The 18,702-nt window shown below is 43.4% G+C and carries 18 protein-coding genes and 1 other annotated feature; of the genes, 11 read left to right on the top strand and 7 right to left on the bottom strand.

The window, feature by feature from the left end; all coding sequences use genetic code 11:
• The first annotated feature begins 120 nt into the window (after positions 1-120).
• Positions 121-1,488, top strand: a complete 1,368-nt coding sequence (locus HFU86_RS05990) for an L-serine ammonia-lyase (RefSeq protein WP_132494423.1) — start codon at positions 121-123, stop codon at positions 1,486-1,488.
• 64 nt (positions 1,489-1,552) lie between these two features.
• On the opposite strand, the gene HFU86_RS05985 is transcribed toward HFU86_RS05990, so the two are convergent.
• Positions 1,553-3,124, bottom strand: coding sequence for a hypothetical protein (locus HFU86_RS05985; protein ID WP_187128901.1), 1,572 nt, complete (start codon positions 3,122-3,124; stop codon positions 1,553-1,555).
• Positions 3,125-3,373: 249 nt separating this feature from the next.
• Positions 3,374-4,579, bottom strand: coding sequence for a serine hydrolase (locus tag HFU86_RS05980; protein WP_132494419.1), 1,206 nt, complete (start codon positions 4,577-4,579; stop codon positions 3,374-3,376).
• Between the two features lie 283 nt (positions 4,580-4,862).
• On the opposite strand from HFU86_RS05980, the gene HFU86_RS05975 reads away from it, so the two are divergent.
• On the top strand, positions 4,863-5,486 hold the full coding sequence (locus HFU86_RS05975; protein WP_036951905.1) for a glutathione S-transferase family protein: 624 nt from the start codon (positions 4,863-4,865) through the stop codon (positions 5,484-5,486).
• Positions 5,487-5,527: 41 nt separating this feature from the next.
• Here HFU86_RS05975 and HFU86_RS05970 read toward each other — a convergent pair whose 3' ends face one another.
• Complete coding sequence (locus tag HFU86_RS05970) at positions 5,528-6,352, bottom strand: SDR family oxidoreductase (RefSeq protein WP_187128900.1); 825 nt, start codon at positions 6,350-6,352, stop codon at positions 5,528-5,530.
• A gap of 252 nt (positions 6,353-6,604) precedes the next feature.
• Positions 6,605-6,732 (top strand) — a sequence feature (His leader region).
• 40 nt (positions 6,733-6,772) lie between these two features.
• Between HFU86_RS05970 and hisG the strand changes: the two genes are divergently transcribed.
• From hisG to HFU86_RS05925, 9 genes are all read left to right on the top strand, one after another.
• Complete coding sequence (gene hisG / locus HFU86_RS05965; protein WP_187128899.1) at positions 6,773-7,672, top strand: ATP phosphoribosyltransferase; 900 nt, start codon at positions 6,773-6,775, stop codon at positions 7,670-7,672.
• 6 nt (positions 7,673-7,678) lie between these two features.
• Positions 7,679-8,995: a histidinol dehydrogenase gene (gene hisD / locus HFU86_RS05960; RefSeq protein ID WP_187128898.1), complete on the top strand. Its 1,317-nt coding sequence runs from the start codon at positions 7,679-7,681 to the stop codon at positions 8,993-8,995.
• A 3-nt stretch (positions 8,996-8,998) separates the two neighbouring features.
• Positions 8,999-10,069: a histidinol-phosphate transaminase gene (hisC, locus tag HFU86_RS05955; protein ID WP_132494410.1), complete on the top strand. Its 1,071-nt coding sequence runs from the start codon at positions 8,999-9,001 to the stop codon at positions 10,067-10,069.
• A gap of 13 nt (positions 10,070-10,082) precedes the next feature.
• Entirely contained in the window at positions 10,083-11,150 is a 1,068-nt protein-coding gene (gene hisB / locus HFU86_RS05950) for a bifunctional histidinol-phosphatase/imidazoleglycerol-phosphate dehydratase HisB (RefSeq protein WP_132494408.1), read from the top strand.
• Complete coding sequence (gene hisH / locus HFU86_RS05945) at positions 11,150-11,743, top strand: imidazole glycerol phosphate synthase subunit HisH (RefSeq protein WP_187128897.1); 594 nt, start codon at positions 11,150-11,152, stop codon at positions 11,741-11,743. The genes hisB and hisH overlap by 1 nt, the downstream gene beginning before the upstream one ends.
• 5 nt (positions 11,744-11,748) lie before the next feature.
• Entirely contained in the window at positions 11,749-12,486 is a 738-nt protein-coding gene (gene hisA / locus HFU86_RS05940) for a 1-(5-phosphoribosyl)-5-[(5-phosphoribosylamino)methylideneamino]imidazole-4-carboxamide isomerase (RefSeq protein WP_036951923.1), read from the top strand.
• Positions 12,468-13,244 (top strand): imidazole glycerol phosphate synthase subunit HisF, encoded by a 777-nt coding sequence (gene hisF / locus HFU86_RS05935; RefSeq protein ID WP_036951926.1) that lies wholly within the window; start codon positions 12,468-12,470, stop codon positions 13,242-13,244. Before hisA ends, hisF begins: the two co-directional genes overlap by 19 nt.
• Positions 13,238-13,849 carry a bifunctional phosphoribosyl-AMP cyclohydrolase/phosphoribosyl-ATP diphosphatase HisIE gene (hisIE, locus tag HFU86_RS05930; RefSeq protein ID WP_132494404.1) on the top strand — a complete coding sequence of 204 codons (612 nt, stop codon included), beginning with the start codon at positions 13,238-13,240 and terminating at the stop codon, positions 13,847-13,849. The genes hisF and hisIE overlap by 7 nt, the downstream gene beginning before the upstream one ends.
• Positions 13,850-14,037: 188 nt before the next feature.
• On the top strand, positions 14,038-14,466 hold the full coding sequence (locus tag HFU86_RS05925) for a YbaK/prolyl-tRNA synthetase associated domain-containing protein (RefSeq protein ID WP_230089182.1): 429 nt from the start codon (positions 14,038-14,040) through the stop codon (positions 14,464-14,466).
• Between the two features lie 55 nt (positions 14,467-14,521).
• Here the strand turns inward: HFU86_RS05925 and HFU86_RS05920 are convergent, their stop codons facing one another.
• The 4 genes from HFU86_RS05920 to HFU86_RS05905 form a co-directional block, all read right to left on the bottom strand.
• Positions 14,522-14,944: an FxLYD domain-containing protein gene (locus HFU86_RS05920; protein WP_187128895.1), complete on the bottom strand. Its 423-nt coding sequence runs from the start codon at positions 14,942-14,944 to the stop codon at positions 14,522-14,524.
• A gap of 198 nt (positions 14,945-15,142) precedes the next feature.
• Positions 15,143-15,778, bottom strand: a complete 636-nt coding sequence (locus tag HFU86_RS05915; RefSeq protein WP_132494397.1) for a CatB-related O-acetyltransferase — start codon at positions 15,776-15,778, stop codon at positions 15,143-15,145.
• A gap of 128 nt (positions 15,779-15,906) precedes the next feature.
• A complete protein-coding gene (locus HFU86_RS05910; RefSeq protein WP_132494394.1) occupies positions 15,907-17,100 on the bottom strand; it encodes a multidrug effflux MFS transporter in 1,194 nt (397 codons plus the stop codon).
• An 87-nt stretch (positions 17,101-17,187) separates the two neighbouring features.
• A complete protein-coding gene (locus tag HFU86_RS05905; protein ID WP_243698941.1) occupies positions 17,188-18,480 on the bottom strand; it encodes a DKNYY domain-containing protein in 1,293 nt (430 codons plus the stop codon).
• Positions 18,481-18,702: the final 222 nt, after the last annotated feature.

The raw sequence follows: 18,702 nt of genomic DNA, 5'->3' as shown, positions 1-18,702 counted from the left end.
GCCCTCAATTAACCTATATCAATCTGGTTAATTGAGGGATCTTCTATAATCATCTTACTGACAACAAATACCCTGTAATTGGCAGTTTGATGGGGATCCTTCAATATAGGAAGACAGAATATGATTAGCGTATTCGACATTTTTAAAATCGGTATCGGACCATCCAGCTCACACACTGTCGGCCCTATGAAAGCCGGTAAGCAGTTTGTCGATGACCTCATCCAGCAAAATCTTCTCACTAAAACCACACGTATTTCCGTCGATGTTTATGGTTCTTTATCCCTAACAGGTAAAGGGCACGCCACCGATATGGCGATTATTATGGGTTTGGCGGGTAATCTGCCTGATACGATTGATATTGATGCTATCCCAGCATTTATGCGCAAGGTTGAGCAAACTGGCAAACTACTGCTGGCAAATGGTCAACATGAAGTCGAGTTTCCAACTGAAGGTGGGATGAATTTCCATTCAACCAACCTACCATTACACGAAAACGGAATGACAATTACCGCGTTTGATGGCGATAACGTTCTGTATACCAAGAATTATTACTCCATTGGCGGTGGCTTTATCGTCGATGAAGAACATTTCGGTCAAGAAACTGAAAATACGGTTCAAGTCCCTTACCCATACAAATATGCAGCTGATTTACAAAAACACTGTAAAGAAACGGGATTGTCTTTGTCTGCATTAGTAATGCAAAACGAGTTAGCCCTGCACAGCAAAGAAGAGATCTCTGAATATCTGGCTGCGGTGTGGGATGTCATGAAAGCGGGTATTGAACGTGGGGTGAGCACCGAAGGTTTATTACCTGGTCCATTGCGCGTTCCTCGCCGTGCAGCGGCATTGCGCCGTCAATTAGTGACCTCTGACAATAACAATATTGACCCAATGGCGGTGATTGACTGGATCAACATGTACGCCCTTGCCGTCAATGAAGAGAACGCCGCCGGTGGTCGTGTTGTTACTGCCCCAACGAATGGTGCGTGCGGAATTATTCCTGCGGTATTGGCTTACTACGATAAATTTATTCGCCCAGTCAACGAAAACTCTTATACCCGCTATTTCTTAGTTTCAGGCGTGATTGGTACGCTGTACAAAATGAATGCGTCCATCTCTGGTGCAGAAGTCGGTTGCCAAGGTGAAGTCGGCGTAGCCTGTTCCATGGCAGCTGCTGGTTTGGCAGAATTAATGGGAGGCAGCCCAGAGCAAGTGTGCGTCGCGGCGGAAATCGCCATGGAGCATAACTTAGGCTTAACCTGTGACCCTGTGGGTGGGCAAGTCCAAGTACCTTGCATCGAACGTAACGCAATTGCATCTGTTAAGGCTGTGAATGCTGCTCGTATGGCATTACGCCGTGTGAGCGCGCCAAGCGTGTGTCTCGATAAAGTCATCGAAACCATGTATGAAACAGGTAAAGATATCAACGCAAAATACCGCGAAACTTCCCAAGGCGGTTTGGCGATTAAGTTAGGACACTGTGAATAGTTGATAACTTTTTGACGATAAAAGGCCTGCAAATGCAGGCCTTTTGGTTACTGGCTAAGTATTATTAATTAACTTGATATGGTGTTTTCGTTGAGACTAATGCACTAACAGTATCGACAGCTCCTTTAACTGAACTTTCAGCATCTAAAACAGCATCCTCAACAGTCTGAGTGAAAGCGCTCGCCCCTTCCGCTATTTTATTGGCGAGTTGTTCACTATCGAACTCAACCACCACTTCATTCACTACAAGTGAATTACTAATGCTGTCACCTGCACGAATAATGCCTGAGTTATTCCCTGAATTTTGAGCAGATCCTGCTGGTGCTGGCTCCATTTTAGTCTGATTTTTACTCATATGACTAGAGACTGAATGCGTGGTCGTTACTTTTGTTTTAATTGGATTATCTAAGATTTTCCCACCATCGCTCGCTAAATCACCAATTTGGGATAACGTTGATTTTAACTGTTCCAACGTTTTTAAATCCCCTTCAATAGAAGCTGTGTAAATTTGATATTTTTCATCTAATTCTTTATAGGATTGAGCTTCAAGCTTCAAAAGTTCGGTGAGCTCTTTCTCTTTAGCCTCCAGAGATGCTATTTCCCCTTCTAATTTAGCAACTTTTTTCTCAGATTTAGCTAATTTGGCATTTTTATCATTGATGCTATCTTGTAATTGCTTATTGCTATTTTTCAATTCGTTAATTTCGGCATTATTTTTATTATCCTGTCGCTTTTGCAACTCAATAATTTTTTTGTCTTGCACCTTTATTTGCTCTTCTAGTTTAGCAATACTCCCTTCACGTTGAGTTGCGCGGTTATTTTTTCCTGCCAAATCTAACTCTAACTTCGCTTTATCAGCTTTGTATTGATCCAATTCAGCGACCAGGGCTTGAACTTTTTTCTGTCCAAGATTTACCTCATTGTTGAGCTGCTCAATTTCATTGCGCTGATTATTCATATCATCTTGTAACTTAAGAATATCTCTATTCGCTTTAAGCAAGTCACGGCTTAGCTGCTGCTTTTCACTTTCACTCGTGAGGAGTTTTTGTTGAGCTTTATCCAATTTATCTTGTGTATCTTTCGATTGAAAAGCTTGGTCTGCTAGCATCTTCTGCTGCTTTTGTAATTCTAATTTTTGAGATTCAATTTCCTTTTGTAATTTTAATAATTCATTATTTTTACGAATAATTTCTTTATTTGTATCCGCCAATTGCTTTTGCATTCCTTTATATTCATCAAGACCACGTTGCAATTCACGAATAGCATTACCGCCTTTAATATGTGAATTTTCATGGTTAACAGAACCAAATTCATTCGTTGCGGAACCACCATTAAGTTCATTGTTATTTAAACCAAAGTTGGTGCTATGTCCCCCCTCAATGTCCCCATTGTTAACGCCATTATTACGCGCAAGCCCACCTTGCATTATATGATTGTTAGTATGCAGGTTTAATGTATTACCGCCATCTACAGAACCGCCCCCATTGCCAGAATCAACCGCATCACCGGATTTCATAACTCCACTATTCTCGCCACGGTTATCCGCACGACCACCATTAACACTGTTTTCCCCAATTCCTTTGGTATTTTTTTGCAGGGATAATTGATGCATTCTTTCTTCCATGGAAATGCCCATTGATAATTCTCCATTAAAATAATTTAAATAAATTGATTTATAAATTCACAAATCGAATCAGAGGAACTAAATTAATCAAAACGAAAATAAAAAATAATAGTTACCTATCAAACGATTAGCTTGATTATTAAATTGAATTAAAAATATTTCAATTGAAGTTTATCTGTAAATTTAATTAATATTATTTACCACAAAAAAAGAGACCTCATAAAGAGGTCTCCATATATTAATTTTATAATTAGGTTTTAATTATCCAAAAATAGCATTCCACCAGCCAGTAATGGTTTTCATAATGTAATCCCAAATACGACCGACAAACCCAGCTTCCTCTACGGCTTGTTTTGCAACCAGTGGGTGCTGCTCAATCACTTCACCATTAAGAATAAAGTTAATCGTGCCCACTTTTTGGTTTAATGCTAAAGGCGCTTCAATAGAATCATTATCCAGTTTGATATCCACTTTTAGGTTTTGTAGCTGGCCCTTCGGAATAGTCACTGCCACATCTTTTTCGACCCCTAAAGGCACTTCTGAAATGTCACCAAACCAAACACGTTGTTTCTGTAAAACAGCATCCCCTTTAATCGGCGTCACTGTTTCGAAGAAACGGAAGCCCCAAGTGAGTAACTTTTCGCTTTCAGAAAAACGAACCCGGTCACTTGGCGCACCTAAAACAACTGAAATCAAGCGCATAGGACCGTCAGTTGCTGATGCGACAAGGTTATGACCAGCCCCGCTGGTATGCCCTGTTTTCACGCCATCAACATGGAGATTTTGGCTCCACAATAAACGGTTACGGTTAGGTTGACGGATATTATTGAACGTAAACTCTTTCTCTTTGTGCAATACATATTCATCAGGTACATCGCGGATCAGCGCTTGCGCTAACACCGCCATATCCCGAGCGGTACTGTATTGCCCTTCAGAATCTAAACCATGTACGGTTTTAAAATGGGTATTAGTTAAGCCAATTTTTTGGACGTAGCTATTCATCAGGTCAACAAAAGATTCTTGGCTCCCCGCAACGTGCTCAGCCAAGGCAATACTGGCGTCATTCCCCGATTGAATTACCACGCCTTTATTTAAATCCAACACCGAAACACGGTCTTTCGGTTTCAAGAACATCAAGGAAGAACCTTTTAAAATTGGGTTCCCTGTCGCCCATGCGGCTTCACTCACTGTCACCATATCTTGCGGTGTAATTTTCCCTGCTTTGACCGCTTGCCCAACCACATAGCTAGTCATGATCTTGGTTAGACTTGCAGGATCCAAACGCTCATCAGGATTACCCGAAGCCAAAATTTTACCGCTGTTATAATCCATTAATACAAACGCTTTTGCGTCAACCTGTGGAGCAACTGGTGTCTGAGCTGCATAACTACTTGTGCTCATCACAACGAATAGACTGAACCCGATACCTGTTCCTCTAATTGCTGAGGACAATGTTGTTTTATTCATTGGTTACTCCTTTACTATTAGTGTTGCTATTACTATTCAAAGCGTTCATCACAATCAAACCATGTTTAATAAAATATTCACTAGAAACCAAAAATGCAGTCAAATTCATCGAGATACTGCAAAATATTACGCTAATTAAAATCCCCCCATACCCTAAACAAAATAAGTGATGATGACCACCGCAATTAATAAATAATAAAGTTTCTCAATTCATTAATTTCATCTATCTTGTTTAGGTCAAAAATACCGTCTTTAAGTTAAAACATAGTCATGGGAGATTCCAATGTTAACTGTCTGGGGACGTACTAACTCTTCAAACGTGAAAAAAGTACTGTGGTGCTTGAAAGAGCTGAATATTCCTTATAATCAAAAAGATGTTGGTGGCCCATTCGGTGGTGTTGATACACCTGAATATAAGAAAATGAATCCAAACAGCACAATTCCAACTTTACAGGATGAAGGCTTTACCCTGTGGGAATCCAATGCAATTTTACGTTACCTTACGGAAAAGTATGATCACTCTCACCTATTGTTAGCCCGTGATCTGCAAGAAAAAGCGGCTGCTGATAAATGGATGGATTGGAGCAGCGCTAATTTGTTTGACCATATCAAGCAGATGATGAACAAAATCGTTCGTGTTCCTGAAGCCGATAGAGACCCAGCTCAAGCCAAAGTCATTTATCAAAATATCGAAAAACTGCTGAAAATTGCGGATGACGCTCTGGCGACTCAAGCCTATTTTAGCGGAGATAAATTTGGTATTGCAGATATTGCCATTGCGCCACTGTTCTACCCATGGCATGAAATTGTGACGGAACGCCCTGAATTTCCTCATTTAGAGCGCTGGTATCAAACCCTGACCAAGCGTCCTGCGTTCCAAGAAATTGTGATGTTACCTATCAAATAAGTATTTAGCGTGGCGTTCGTATTGAGCGCCACGGCTTTTATTTAACTCATCGGCATATAAAGTGGATGAGTAAACTCATACTCAAACCCCATTTCTTGGCAAATTCGATTTCCATCGATTGTTTTCCCTGTCGCTTCATGCTCTTCAAGCGCAAATTCTGGCGGTGTTAAGCATAATGATTTTGCTGCTTCAGTGTAAAACTGCCGACGCGTCGGATGCTCAGGCGCACATAAATTATAGGTATGCCCACCATTGGATTGCTGGATCAACAGCAAAATTGCAGCGATCACATCATCTTGATGCACCATATTAACTGGCTGATTAGCCCCTTTGACTTGTTGTTTCCCTGCTAAGAAGCGCCCTGCATGGCGCTTTTCACCCACAAGACCGGCTAATCGCAGTACGTCCACCTGAATATTGGGTAAATCATGCAACCATTGCTCAACAGCGATTAACGCTTGTGCTGAGGCGGTTTCACCAAGTAACGGCGCATCTTCATTAATGACGCCATCCACATCACCATAGACAGAAGTCGATGATGTAAAGATAACCCGAGGAATTTGATAGCTAATCGCGCTATCAACTAATTGCTCAATCGCCACAATATACTCAGAAAGGCTGACTTTCGATGGTGGTAATAAAATTACCATCACATCTGCCCCCTCCATTAATTCGCTCAAATCATCGGTATCGCATTGTAATTCTGGCACCAATTGCAGTTGATAACAGTCAATACCAACCTTTTTGGCAGCTTCAACACCGTCCAAACTTGTTTTCGTTCCCGTGACCGTCATTCCCTGCGCCATCAAGCGACTCGCTAAAGGAACCCCTAACCAACCTAAACCAATAATGGTGATTTTTTTCATAAGACTGTCCCGCATCCTGAGAAAGTGATTGCATCAATGCCTCATAGATTAGCTGAAAATCATTCAACTTCCGAAGCTATTTTCCAAGGGATTAATCACTATAAAAAACCGGGAACTAATTATTATGAGTTATTTTGAAAAAAAGGGTTGCATTCATAGTGTGAAATCGGATAGCTTGATTAGTATTGAATGTTTAAGCAATTATCCAAATAACTAAACGGAAGCTATTATGACTCGTATTTCACGCAACCATCATCATCACCATCATCCTGATTAGTCTTTCGGGCGATGTGTGCTGGAAGACGATCAACGACTCTTCCGGTGGCTGAAATGCGAATTGAGAAAACCCTCGGAAGATTATCTTCCGAGGGTTTTTTTATTATTAATCAAAAAGATATTTTTGGGATGTGGAGCAAAATTATGTTGGACAAATCACGTTTACGTATCGCAATACAGAAATCAGGACGTCTAAGCGAAGAGTCAAGAGAGCTACTGGCTCGCTGCGGCATTAAAATCAATTTACAACAGCAGAGACTGATTGCTTATGCAGAAAATATGCCTATTGATTTACTTCGTGTACGTGATGACGATATCCCAGGGTTGGTAATGGACGGTGTGGTTGACCTCGGTATCATTGGCGAAAACGTACTGGAGGAAGAAGTATTAAGCCGTCAAGCTCGCGGTGAAAATCCGCAATTTACCACTCTACGTCGCCTTGATTTTGGTGGCTGCCGCCTCTCTTTAGCCGCGCCATTAGACTTCAATTATACCGGGGCAGAATGCTTGAATGGATCTCGTGTTGCGACATCTTACCCGTACCTACTGAAACGCTATTTCGATGAAAAAGGCGTGACATTCAAATCTTGCTTACTGAACGGTTCAGTCGAAGTTGCCCCTCGCGCTGGCTTAGCGGATGCCATTTGTGACCTCGTTTCTACAGGCGCTACCCTTGAAGCAAACGGCTTAAAAGAAGTGGAAGTCATCTACCGCTCAAAAGCGTGCTTAATCCAGCGTGACGGTGAAATGTCGGCCGATAAGCAACAGTTAATTGACCGCATGATGGCGCGTATTCAAGGGGTTATCCAAGCACGCGAATCAAAATACATTATGTTGCATGCTCCGGGTGAAAAACTCGAAGAGATCATCGCACTGTTACCAGGTGCTGAGCGACCAACTATTTTGCCATTAGCAGGTGATCAAAGCCGTGTTGCAATGCACATGGTCAGCTCAGAAACCCTATTCTGGGAAACCATGGAAAAACTGAAATCCTTGGGCGCAAGTTCAATTCTTGTTTTACCAATTGAAAAAATGATGGAGTAATTCGCCATGGAACTGGGATTCAATCAACCAATTCGCTGGTCAGACTGCCTTGAAGAGCAGCAAGAAGCTTTACTGATGCGCCCTGCTATTGCCGCCTCTGGCAACATTAGCGCCGCAGTCAGTCAAATTATTGACCAAGTGCGTACAGAGGGAGATGCTGCCCTCATCGCCCTGAGCCAACGTTTTGATAAAACAGACATTACCTCTGTTCGTGTTTCACAAGAAGCCGTTGATGAAGCCCAAGCTCGCCTTGGCGATAACATTAAAGCGGCAATGAACACGGCGATTGGCAATATTCGCCGCTTCCATGAAGCCCAAAAACCTGTACCGATCACCGTTGAAACTCAAGCAGGCGTGGTGTGCCAACAAGTGACCCGCCCGATTGATTCTGTCGGGCTGTATATTCCAGGCGGCTCCGCACCGTTGCTCTCCACTGTCATGATGCTGGGAACGCCTGCAAATATCGCCGGATGCCGCAACATCATTCTCTGCTCACCTCCACCGATTGCAGACGAAATTTTATATGCAGCCAAACTATGTGGCATTACTGACATTTTCCAAGTTGGTGGCGCCCAAGCTATTGCTGCGATGGCATTTGGTACCCAAAGCATTCCGAGCGTCGATAAAATTTTTGGACCGGGCAATGCCTATGTGACAGAAGCCAAACGCCAAGTTAGCCAAAGCTACCAAGGTGCGGCTATTGATATGCCAGCGGGGCCATCCGAAGTATTAGTGATTGCCGATAGCCAAGCCAACCCTGCATTTACGGCATCGGATTTACTCTCCCAAGCAGAACACGGGCCAGATTCTCAAGTCATTTTGCTCACCGACGACGCGGATTTTGCACAGCGCGTTATTGAAGAGACCGAAAAACAACTGACGGCGTTATCTCGTGCATCTATTGCCCGTGAAGCCCTCAGCGCAAGCCGAGTGATCATCGCGGACTCTATCAACCAATGTGTTGAAATCAGTAACCGCTACGGACCTGAACACTTGATTTTGCAAACTCGCAATGCCGATGATTTGGTTGAGTCTATCACCAGTGCAGGATCGGTATTTGTGGGAGATTGGTCGCCAGAATCCGCAGGGGATTACGCTTCCGGCACCAACCACGTCTTACCAACTTATGGTTACACATCAACCTATTCAAGCCTTGGTTTAGCCGATTTTATGAAGCGAATGACAGTCCAAAAACTGTCGGCTCAAGGGTTACTAGGATTAGCCAACACCATAGAAACTTTGGCACAAGCCGAGCAGCTGACTGCCCACAAAAACGCCGTTACCTTACGAGTCACCGAACTAAAAAAACAAAATCAGGAGTGAACCATGAGCCAAACGTTTAACGCAGCCAGCCTTGCACGCGAAAATGTAAAAGTAATGACCCCGTATATGTCCGCCCGTCGTCTTGGGGGTAATGGGGATGTATGGCTCAACGCCAACGAATACCCAACGGCGCCAGATTATCAGTTTATTGAACGTAATCTTAATCGTTACCCAGAGGCACAACCTGCTGGTGTGATTAACAATTATGCGGCCTATGCAGGGTTATCTCCTGAGCAAGTATTAGTGTGCCGTGGCGCGGATGAATCTATCGAACTGTTGATCCGTGCATTTTGCGAACCTGGTAAAGATGCGGTGATGTTCTGCCCACCAACATACGGTATGTACAGCGTCAGCGCGGAAACCTTTGGTGTAGAACAGAAAAAAATTCTGGCATTGCCAGATTGGTCACTGAATGTCGCCGCTATCCGCGAAAACTTATCGAATACCAAGCTGATTTATATCTGTAGCCCAAATAATCCGACGGGCAATATCATCGATAATAAAGCGCTGCTGGAAGTATTAGAAATGGCGGCTGACCGTGCTCTGGTGGTCGTCGATGAAGCTTACATTGAGTTTTGCCCTGAGTTCAGCGTCTCAAGCTGGCTTGCCAAATATCCGAACTTAGTGATTTTAAGAACCTTATCAAAGGCTTTTGCACTGGCAGGTCTACGCTGCGGATTTACCTTAGCATCCCCTGAAGTGATTGAAGTTTTACTGAAAGTCATCGCCCCTTATCCACTCTCTACCCCCGTGGCACTGATAGCGGAAAAAGCCCTGAATGCTGATGGCATCGCCATCATGAAAAAACGCGTGTTAGAAATTCGCGAGAATCGCATTGCGCTTTCAGAGGCTTTGCGTGAATTGTCTGTCGTTGAAACCGTCTATCCAAGTGAAACCAACTATATTCTGGTACGTTTTACCGATGGCGCTAAAGTGTTTAAAACCCTGTGGGATCAAGGCATTATTTTACGCGACCAAAGCAAGCAACCGGGGCTGGTCAACTGCCTGCGTATCACCATTGGTACCGAAATTGAAAACGTCCGTGTTATTGAAGCGATTAAAGCACTTTGCTAATTAGGAAATAATCATGAGCCAGAAAATTCTTTTTATCGACCGTGATGGAACATTAATTACTGAACCACCGACAGATTATCAAGTGGATAGCCTCAGTAAGCTCGCCTTTGAAAATGATGTCATTCCAAGCCTATTAGCACTGCAAAAAGCCAATTATCGCTTAGTAATGATCACCAACCAAGACGGTTTAGGCACCAAGAGCTTCCCCACGGAAGATTTCAATCCACCACACAATTTAATGATGCAGGTATTTGAATCTCAAGGTATCCGTTTTGATGATGTGCTGATTTGCCCACACATGCCTGCAGACAATTGCGACTGTCGCAAACCAAAAACTAAGCTGGTAGAAAGCTACCTCAAAGACGGTGTTCTCGATATCGAAAACAGCTATGTCATCGGCGACCGCGAGACAGATATTCAGCTTGCCCAAAATATGGGGATTAAAGGGCTACGTTATAGTGCCAAAGAGCTGAATTGGAATACCATCACCAACCAACTCACTAAGCGTAACCGCTACGCCTTAGTCGAGCGCGTAACCAAAGAGACCAACATCCAAGTGGAAGTGTGGCTTGACCAAGAAGGCGGTAGCAAAATCAACACTGGCGTTGGCTTCTTTGACCACATGTTGGATCAAATCGCCACCCACGGCGGCTTCCGCTTGCGCATTGAAGTTAATGGTGATCTGTTTATTGACGACCACCACACCGTCGAAGATACCGGCTTGGCGTTAGGCGAAGCACTACGCGTCGCACTCGGAGACAAACGTGGCATTGCCCGTTTTGGTTTCGTATTACCGATGGACGAATGCCAAGCACGCTGTGCGCTGGATATTTCTGGGCGTCCGCACCTGGAATACAAAGCAGAGTTTAAATATCAGCGCGTTGGTGACCTGAGTACCGAGATGATTGAGCACTTCTTCAGTTCGTTATCCTATGCGATGGGCTGCACGCTACACCTGAAAACGAAAGGGAAAAACGATCACCACAAAGCGGAAAGCCTGTTTAAAGTTTTTGGTCGTACCTTACGCCAAGCGATTCGCGTTGAAGGGGATACCTTGCCAAGTTCGAAAGGAGTTCTGTAATGAAGGTTGTGATCCTCGATACCGGCTGTGCAAACTTAGCGTCCGTCGCCTATGCCGTTAAGCGCCTAGGTTATGAGCCGACAGTGAGCCGCGACACAAACACTATTTTACAAGCAGACAGAGTCTTTCTACCGGGTGTTGGCACCGCCAGCGCCGCCATGGAAAAACTAGCAGAGCGTGAACTTATTCCGTTAATTAAAGCGCTAACCCAACCCGTTTTGGGTATCTGCCTTGGAATGCAATTACTCGGCAGTATCAGTGAAGAAGGTCAAACAGAAATTCCACTGTTAGGATTGATCGACAGCCCCGTTCGCAAAATGGATGCAAACGGCTTACCTGTCCCTCACAGTGGCTGGAATCAAGTGAAAGCACTCGCGGGCAATCCTCTGTTTAAGGGGATTAGCGATGATGCCTATTTTTATTTCGTACACAGCTATTCAATGCCAATTTCCGCCAACACCATCGCGCAAACACAATATGGCAACCTGTTTAGTAGTGCCGTGAATAAAGATAATTTCTATGGCGTGCAGTTCCACCCAGAACGTTCGGGTGCTGCGGGTGCTCGCTTGATCCAAAACTTCTTGGAGATGTAAAAACCATGATTATTCCAGCATTAGACTTAATTGATGGCACCGTAGTGCGTTTACATCAAGGGGATTACGCCAAACAAACGGACTATGGCACAGACCCACTCCCTCGCTTACAAGATTATGAAAAGCAAGGGGCAAAACTGCTGCACTTAGTGGATTTAACGGGCGCTAAAGATCCACAGAAACGCCAAATTCCTCTGCTGAAAAAACTATTGGCAGGTGTGACCGTTCCGGTACAAGTTGGGGGCGGAATTCGTACTGAAGAAGATGTCAAAGCGCTGTTAGATGCTGGTGCGACTCGCGTGGTGATTGGCTCGACGGCAGTGACCCAACCAGAGTTAGTCAAAACGTGGTTCCAACGTTATGGTGGCGACGCTATCGTACTGGCGCTGGATGTGCGTATTAATGCTCAAGGCATCAAAGAGATTGCCATTAGTGGTTGGCAAGAAAACTCAAACTTATCCCTTGAGCAAGCCATTGAAATGTACCGCCCTTATGGCTTAAAACATGTGCTATGCACCGATATTTCAAAAGATGGCACGCTGGCGGGTTCCAATGTGGATTTATACCGCGAAATCAGCCAAAAATTCCCTGATATCGAGGTACAAGCCTCTGGTGGAATTGGTAATTTAAACGATATCGCCGCACTGCCAGCTTCTGGCGCAGCAGGCGTGATTGTGGGTCGTGCATTATTAGAAGGTAAATTTACCGTAACGGAGGCAATCCAATGCTGGCAAAACGCATAATTCCTTGTTTGGATGTCCGTGACGGACAAGTGGTTAAAGGGGTGCAATTTCGCAACCATGAAATCATCGGTGATATCGTCCCACTGGCTCAACGCTATGCCCAAGAAGGTGCTGACGAGTTAGTTTTCTATGATATTACTGCCTCGTCTGACGGGCGTGTTGTCGATAAAAGCTGGGTCGCCAAAGTGGCCGAAGTGATTGATATTCCATTCTGCGTGGCCGGTGGGATCAAAAGTGTCGAAGACGCCGCGCAAATCCTCTCTTTTGGTGCGGATAAAATTTCTATCAACTCCCCTGCGCTGTCCGACCCTACACTGATTAGCCGTCTGGCTGAGCGCTTTGGCGTTCAGTGTATTGTGGTCGGTATCGACACCTGGTTTGATGCGCAGACCAATGAATACTTGGTTTATCAATTCACTGGCGATGAAAAACGCACAACCCAAACTCGCTGGAAAACCCTTGATTGGGTGAAAGAAGTTCAGGAGCGTGGCGCTGGAGAAATTGTTCTCAATATGATGAACCAAGACGGTGTACGTCAAGGTTACGATCTGGTACAACTGAAAAAAGTTCGTGAAGTGTGCCAAGTTCCACTGATCGCCTCCGGCGGTGCAGGGGAAAAAATCCACTTCCTAGACGCCTTTACTGACGCTGGCGTCGATGGCGCTTTAGCCGCTTCGGTGTTCCACAAGCAGATTATTAACATCGGTGACTTAAAGCAGTACCTAGCAGAAAATGGAGTTCAAATAAGAGTATGTTAACCACAGAACAATGTAATCAGCTTGCATGGCAAAAAGTCGATAACCTGATGCCCGTCATCGTTCAGCACGCTATTTCTGGCGATGTTCTGATGCTGGGTTATATGAATCAAGAAGCGCTGAAAGTGACCTTAGAGTGTCGTAAAGTCACCTTTTTCTCTCGCACCAAACAACGTTTGTGGACCAAAGGGGAAACCTCCAATAACTTCCTGAATTTGGTAGATATTGTTGCTGACTGCGATAACGATACGCTACTTGCCATGGCTCTGCCTGATGGTCCAACCTGCCATAACGGCACCACCAGCTGCTTTGCGCCGGCTCAAAGCGAATGGGGCTTTTTATATGAATTAGAAACCTTACTGAAAGAGCGCAAAAATGCCTCGCCAGAAAGTTCATATACAGCCCGCCTGTATGCTAGCGGCACCAAGCGTATTGCACAAAAAGTGGGTGAAGAAGGCGTTGAAACCGCACTCGCTGCCACGGTTAATGACCGCGAAGAATTAACCAACGAAGCCGCCGATTTGATGTATCACTTAATGGTTTTACTGCAAGATCAAGACCTTGATTTGACCGCTATTATCAAACGTTTGAAAGAACGCCATCAGTAACTTGCTTAAGGGCAACTATTTTATGATAGCTGCCCTTACTTTCTTCTCTCGTCATTGTTTCTCTCTCTGAACTTGTTATCATTCCCCTCATTTGATGTGGACTTTAGAAGGAGCTCGTTGTGTCTGACAATGACGTTTTTACACAATTAACCCAATTACTGAATAGCAAAAATGCTAAGTATCGCGTGATGGAACACCCAACGGCGGGAAAATCTGAAGAAGTGGCAAAAATTCGCGGAACGCAGCTAGGTCAAGGTGCTAAAGGGTTAGTCTGTCATGTGAAAGGAAATGGTATTCGCCAGCATGTTTTAGCCATCTTACCTGCTGATCAACAAGCAGATTTAGGTAAAATTGCCAAAGCCATTGGCGGTACTCGTGCCTCATTAGCTAGCCCGAAGGAAGTCGATGAACTCACCCACTGTGTCTTCGGCGCTATCCCGCCATTTAGCTTTCATCCATCACTGAAGCTTATCGCTGACCCCTACCTGTTTACCCGCTTTGATGAACTTGCGTTTAATGCGGGAAGCCTAGAGCGCTCAATTATTCTCAATACCCAAGATTACCAGCGTATCGCCTCACCCACTTTAGTCGAGTTTATTCGTACAAATGATGAATAACCCATCACAATAATTGATAAGGAGCCACCAACATCAACTGGCTCCTGAATGACACTCAACGCGGTTTATCCAAATAATAGGCAGCGATAGTTTCAACAAGAATCTGCTCATTGGGTACAACATCATAATCTGGAATGGTGGCAATGAAATTTACCGTTTGTTTTGGCTTAATTGAGCTAGTCACTCTATAGTTTGTTTCCCCAATAAACACGCCATCTTTCAGTAGCTCAAATCGAATATAGGTCTGATATAAAACAACATTTGAAACATTCGTAATGTTGCCAATTATCTCAGGATAATCCAGTTGATCATTATATTTAATTTCAATCTGACTGATATTAATCGGTGCGGGATATGCGACCGCTTTTTCCGAGGATGCATAAAGAAAAGAAGAAAAATAGCTACTAATAATGGAAACCAACAAAATAGAACGATAAGAAGCCAGTAAATGAAAAATATGACAAGTTAATTTTTTCATAGGCGTTGACTCAAATTAAAACTGCATGAATTTGATACTGCATGAGCAAACCTAACACCTGACTGCTTAATTAACGTACTCGTATTATGATAATAAAAAAACTGAGATAGTCACAAAATGATGGGTAATTAATCCTAAAAAGGGCTATCTCTCGATAACCCTTCAAATTGAAAAGGCGATTTTAAGCACTATGCTCGATTAATGAGATTGGTCATACTGCTCGCTAGCCTCTTTTAATGCCACAAAATCTGAGCTGCAAATAAACGCTTTCAATGTCTCGAATTTATCTTCATGCCACTCATAAATTTTCAGCGCTAATAATTGCTCTATTAGATCAGGGGAAAAGCGTGTATTAATGGGCTTTGCAGGGTTACCTCCTACAATGGTGTAAGGCGCTACATCTTTAACCACAACGCTGTTCGCCGCAATCACCGCACCTTCGCCTATGTGAACGCCCGGCATGATAAATGCCCGCATTCCAATCCAAACGCCATCGCTAATAATGGTATCGCCTTTACCAATATAGGCTTCTTCAATATGTTCAAGAAAAGGATACAAGCAGAACCAATCTAATCGATGGGTATGATTTCCCCCCATCAAAATAACAGCTTCAGCCCCAATACACACATAATCGCCAATATAGAGTTGGTCTACATCCCAAGCTAATTGCCAATCTCGGCTCTGTTCATCGCCTTGTAAATAACGCACGACAGACTGTTCAAAACCGTCATCCCAACAATCACTATAATAACTATGGCATCCTTTAATATGGATATTGGGGTTTTGAACAACTTCATGTAATAACTGCGTTTTCGACCAATGTTTATTTTTCATGGTAAATAACCTTCAAATCAGTATTTAATTACCATAGAACGCATTCTATGGTGATGTAATTGCGTTCACACTACATCACCACTAACCGATCCTCGGCTGCTTTAACAGTGGATTATTCATCATATCGGTTACTCTATTTTTTCTATTACGGCGGCGCGTTTTATACTGGTTTTTCTTGCAACTAATCCGAAAATACATCCCGCTAGCATCACCAGCGCAAGGGATAATTTTGGCGCGATGGGTAACGCAATTGCACATAACCCTAATACAGCGCCACCCGCCATTTGCACAAACCCGACTAATGCCGAAGCCGCTCCGGCTTCATTGCCAAATGGCTCTAACGCATAGCTTGTCGCGGTGCCCATCATAAAGGCAAGCCCTGTACAGGCGCAGGCTACTGGCAGCATATACACTAACCAATGGGTTTGAATTTCAGGTGAAAGCACTATTAAACCGAATAATAAACCGATGCAACCGAGAGCCATCATGACGCTACCGATTGATAAACACGCTGGACGCCCCATTTTTCGAATGCAGTAATTCGCGATATAACTCGCCAGCATGATCCAGAAACCATTAACACCAAAGACAATCGAAAATGCGAGAGGCGATAGCTTAGCATCCCCCATTAATACGCTAGGGGCTAGAGAGACATACGTCAGTGCCATGCCCATTGCACCAGCATTAACTAACGCAAAAATAAAAAAATGCTCGCTAGCTAAAATTCGAAAATAGCTCTTAAATTGAAGCTTTTTAACCTGCTGTAAACTGGCTGGGCGTGTTTCTGGTAGGAAAAATAGAATCAGCAAGAAAATTGCCACAGCGTAAATCGCCAAGAACCAAAATGGCGCTCGCCATCCCCAAGCTTCCGCCAGCAGTCCCCCTAATAAGGGGGCCAAGGCAGGCACAATATTGAGTGTTCCGTTTAAAAAACCAAATGCTCGTGCGGCTTCAGTGCCATTCATACGGTCGCGGACACAGCTAAATGCCACCACGGAGGTGCAGCATACAGCCACCCCTTGCAACAATCGGGAAGCAATAAATAGCCCTGCCGTCGTTGAGAATGCGGCAACAATGGAGCCAGCCAGATAAATCGCTAACCCAATGATAGCGATAGGCTTGCGACCAAATCTATCGACTAAAGGTCCTGAAATTAGCTGCCCTATCCCTAAGACTAAAATAAATAATCCAATTGTGGATTGGATTATAGACTCGCTGCTCCCTAAATCTTTAGCGATAGCTGGAATAGTCGGTAAATACAGATCTATCCCAAGAGGCCCTAATAGGACTAAAAGTAATAATAAAGCGAGAAATTTATGCATATGACCGATTCTGAACAGGTAAGTTATCGATAGCGATTTTGAAAATGGCTATCGATAATATCAGAATTTCTGCATAGATATCGAATCTTATCGATACTTGGTAATTGCATGAACCACTTCAGTGCCTCTTATCGGCTGCAAATCATCATTATCAATCAAAACGCGAATATCTTTTGGTAATAACGGTTCATTCAACAAACGGTTCACGGTACGCTGGTTATCGATTCGATAAATGGTATATCGAATTAATTGGGTGGAGCCTAAATTATCAAAATAATAATATTCATCCCCTTTTTTCCATACCTGACCAAATCTGCGATGATCTAAATCCCCCACCTTTTCCCAAGGTGCGCTATTCGTCTCATTGAAACGATAAATTTTTGTACTCCGTGAAATTAGCCCTGGATTTTTATTGGTTCCCCAAATCTCAGAATCCTGTAGATAATACGTTTGGTTATTATAAGTGAATACTAAGGAAGCTATTTCCTTTAATTCGCCATCAATAAATGGATTCGCCCCTGCTCGAACAATAATTTCTTTTTCTCTATGGTAGAAAAATACGCCATCTTTCGATAAAAATAATGCTTGATTCACATGCTGGCTATTACGACTTATTAGTAGGTAAGGCGCATGTTCCTCAGGAAATAAAATATCATTCATCGCCACATTGCCAGATTGCGGGTCAATCAAATAACCTTCTTGAAATAAGCCATCCAATATCAAGCTGTATAAACCAGAATGGCTCTTTATTGGCAATTTATATTGGTCATAATAGACGTTCAGATTATCACGATAAAAATGAAGGCTATCTCTCACGGAGCCATCATCCTGAAGGGAGCCAATATCTTGTAGGGTCGTAGGATCCGCATCTGGCATATATTCCCCTTGATAAAAAACGCGCTGTCCATCTGTTGCCAAATAACGTGACAATAATGATTGATATGGTGTCGATGATGCAGGAAGTGGTTTCATCGGGTAAATATAGGTTTGCGGTTTATCCCCTAAATCCCAGCCATATAACCAAGACTGAAATAATTCATCCATTGTTGAAAGCTCATAATTCCTTACTGAGCCCATTGAACAATATACGGTCTGATTTCCATCGGTAAAATAGTTATTTCCCAGCGATTTTGCACTGTTCGGATTAAATGCAGGGATTGCCAAGTTTCCACAATAAGCATGGTTTTTATCTATCGCAAACTGGGGCTCATAATAAGTGCCTTCCGGTAATAATTTAAAACTCGCAGGATCGGCATCCTTCATCAGATAAAAGCCATTGCTCGGCACACTCGCATACACTTTATCATTATAAATAACGTAAATACTGTAACCGACTTTTTCGCCCTTACTGTCGACTTCATGATACGGCTCGTCATTCATCGATAATATCATTCCTGATATAAGCGCTATCGAGACGAGAAGAGTGATACCAACTACCATTAAACTTATCGTTTTGGATTTCATGCTGTGAAATACCTATTTTGTTTTTTTAATCTATTTTTGTCTGGGTATTCAACGGGAAAAGCGTGAGGAAAGAAATACTCGAAGTCTGAAAGTGTATAAAAAGTTAAAAATAAAAAAGGCGCTCGATTGAGCACCTTT

Source organism: Providencia sp. JUb39 (assembly GCF_012272845.1).
Lineage (GTDB): Bacteria > Pseudomonadota > Gammaproteobacteria > Enterobacterales > Enterobacteriaceae > Providencia > Providencia lanzhouensis.
This window is presented reverse-complemented; position numbering and strand designations above follow the sequence as displayed.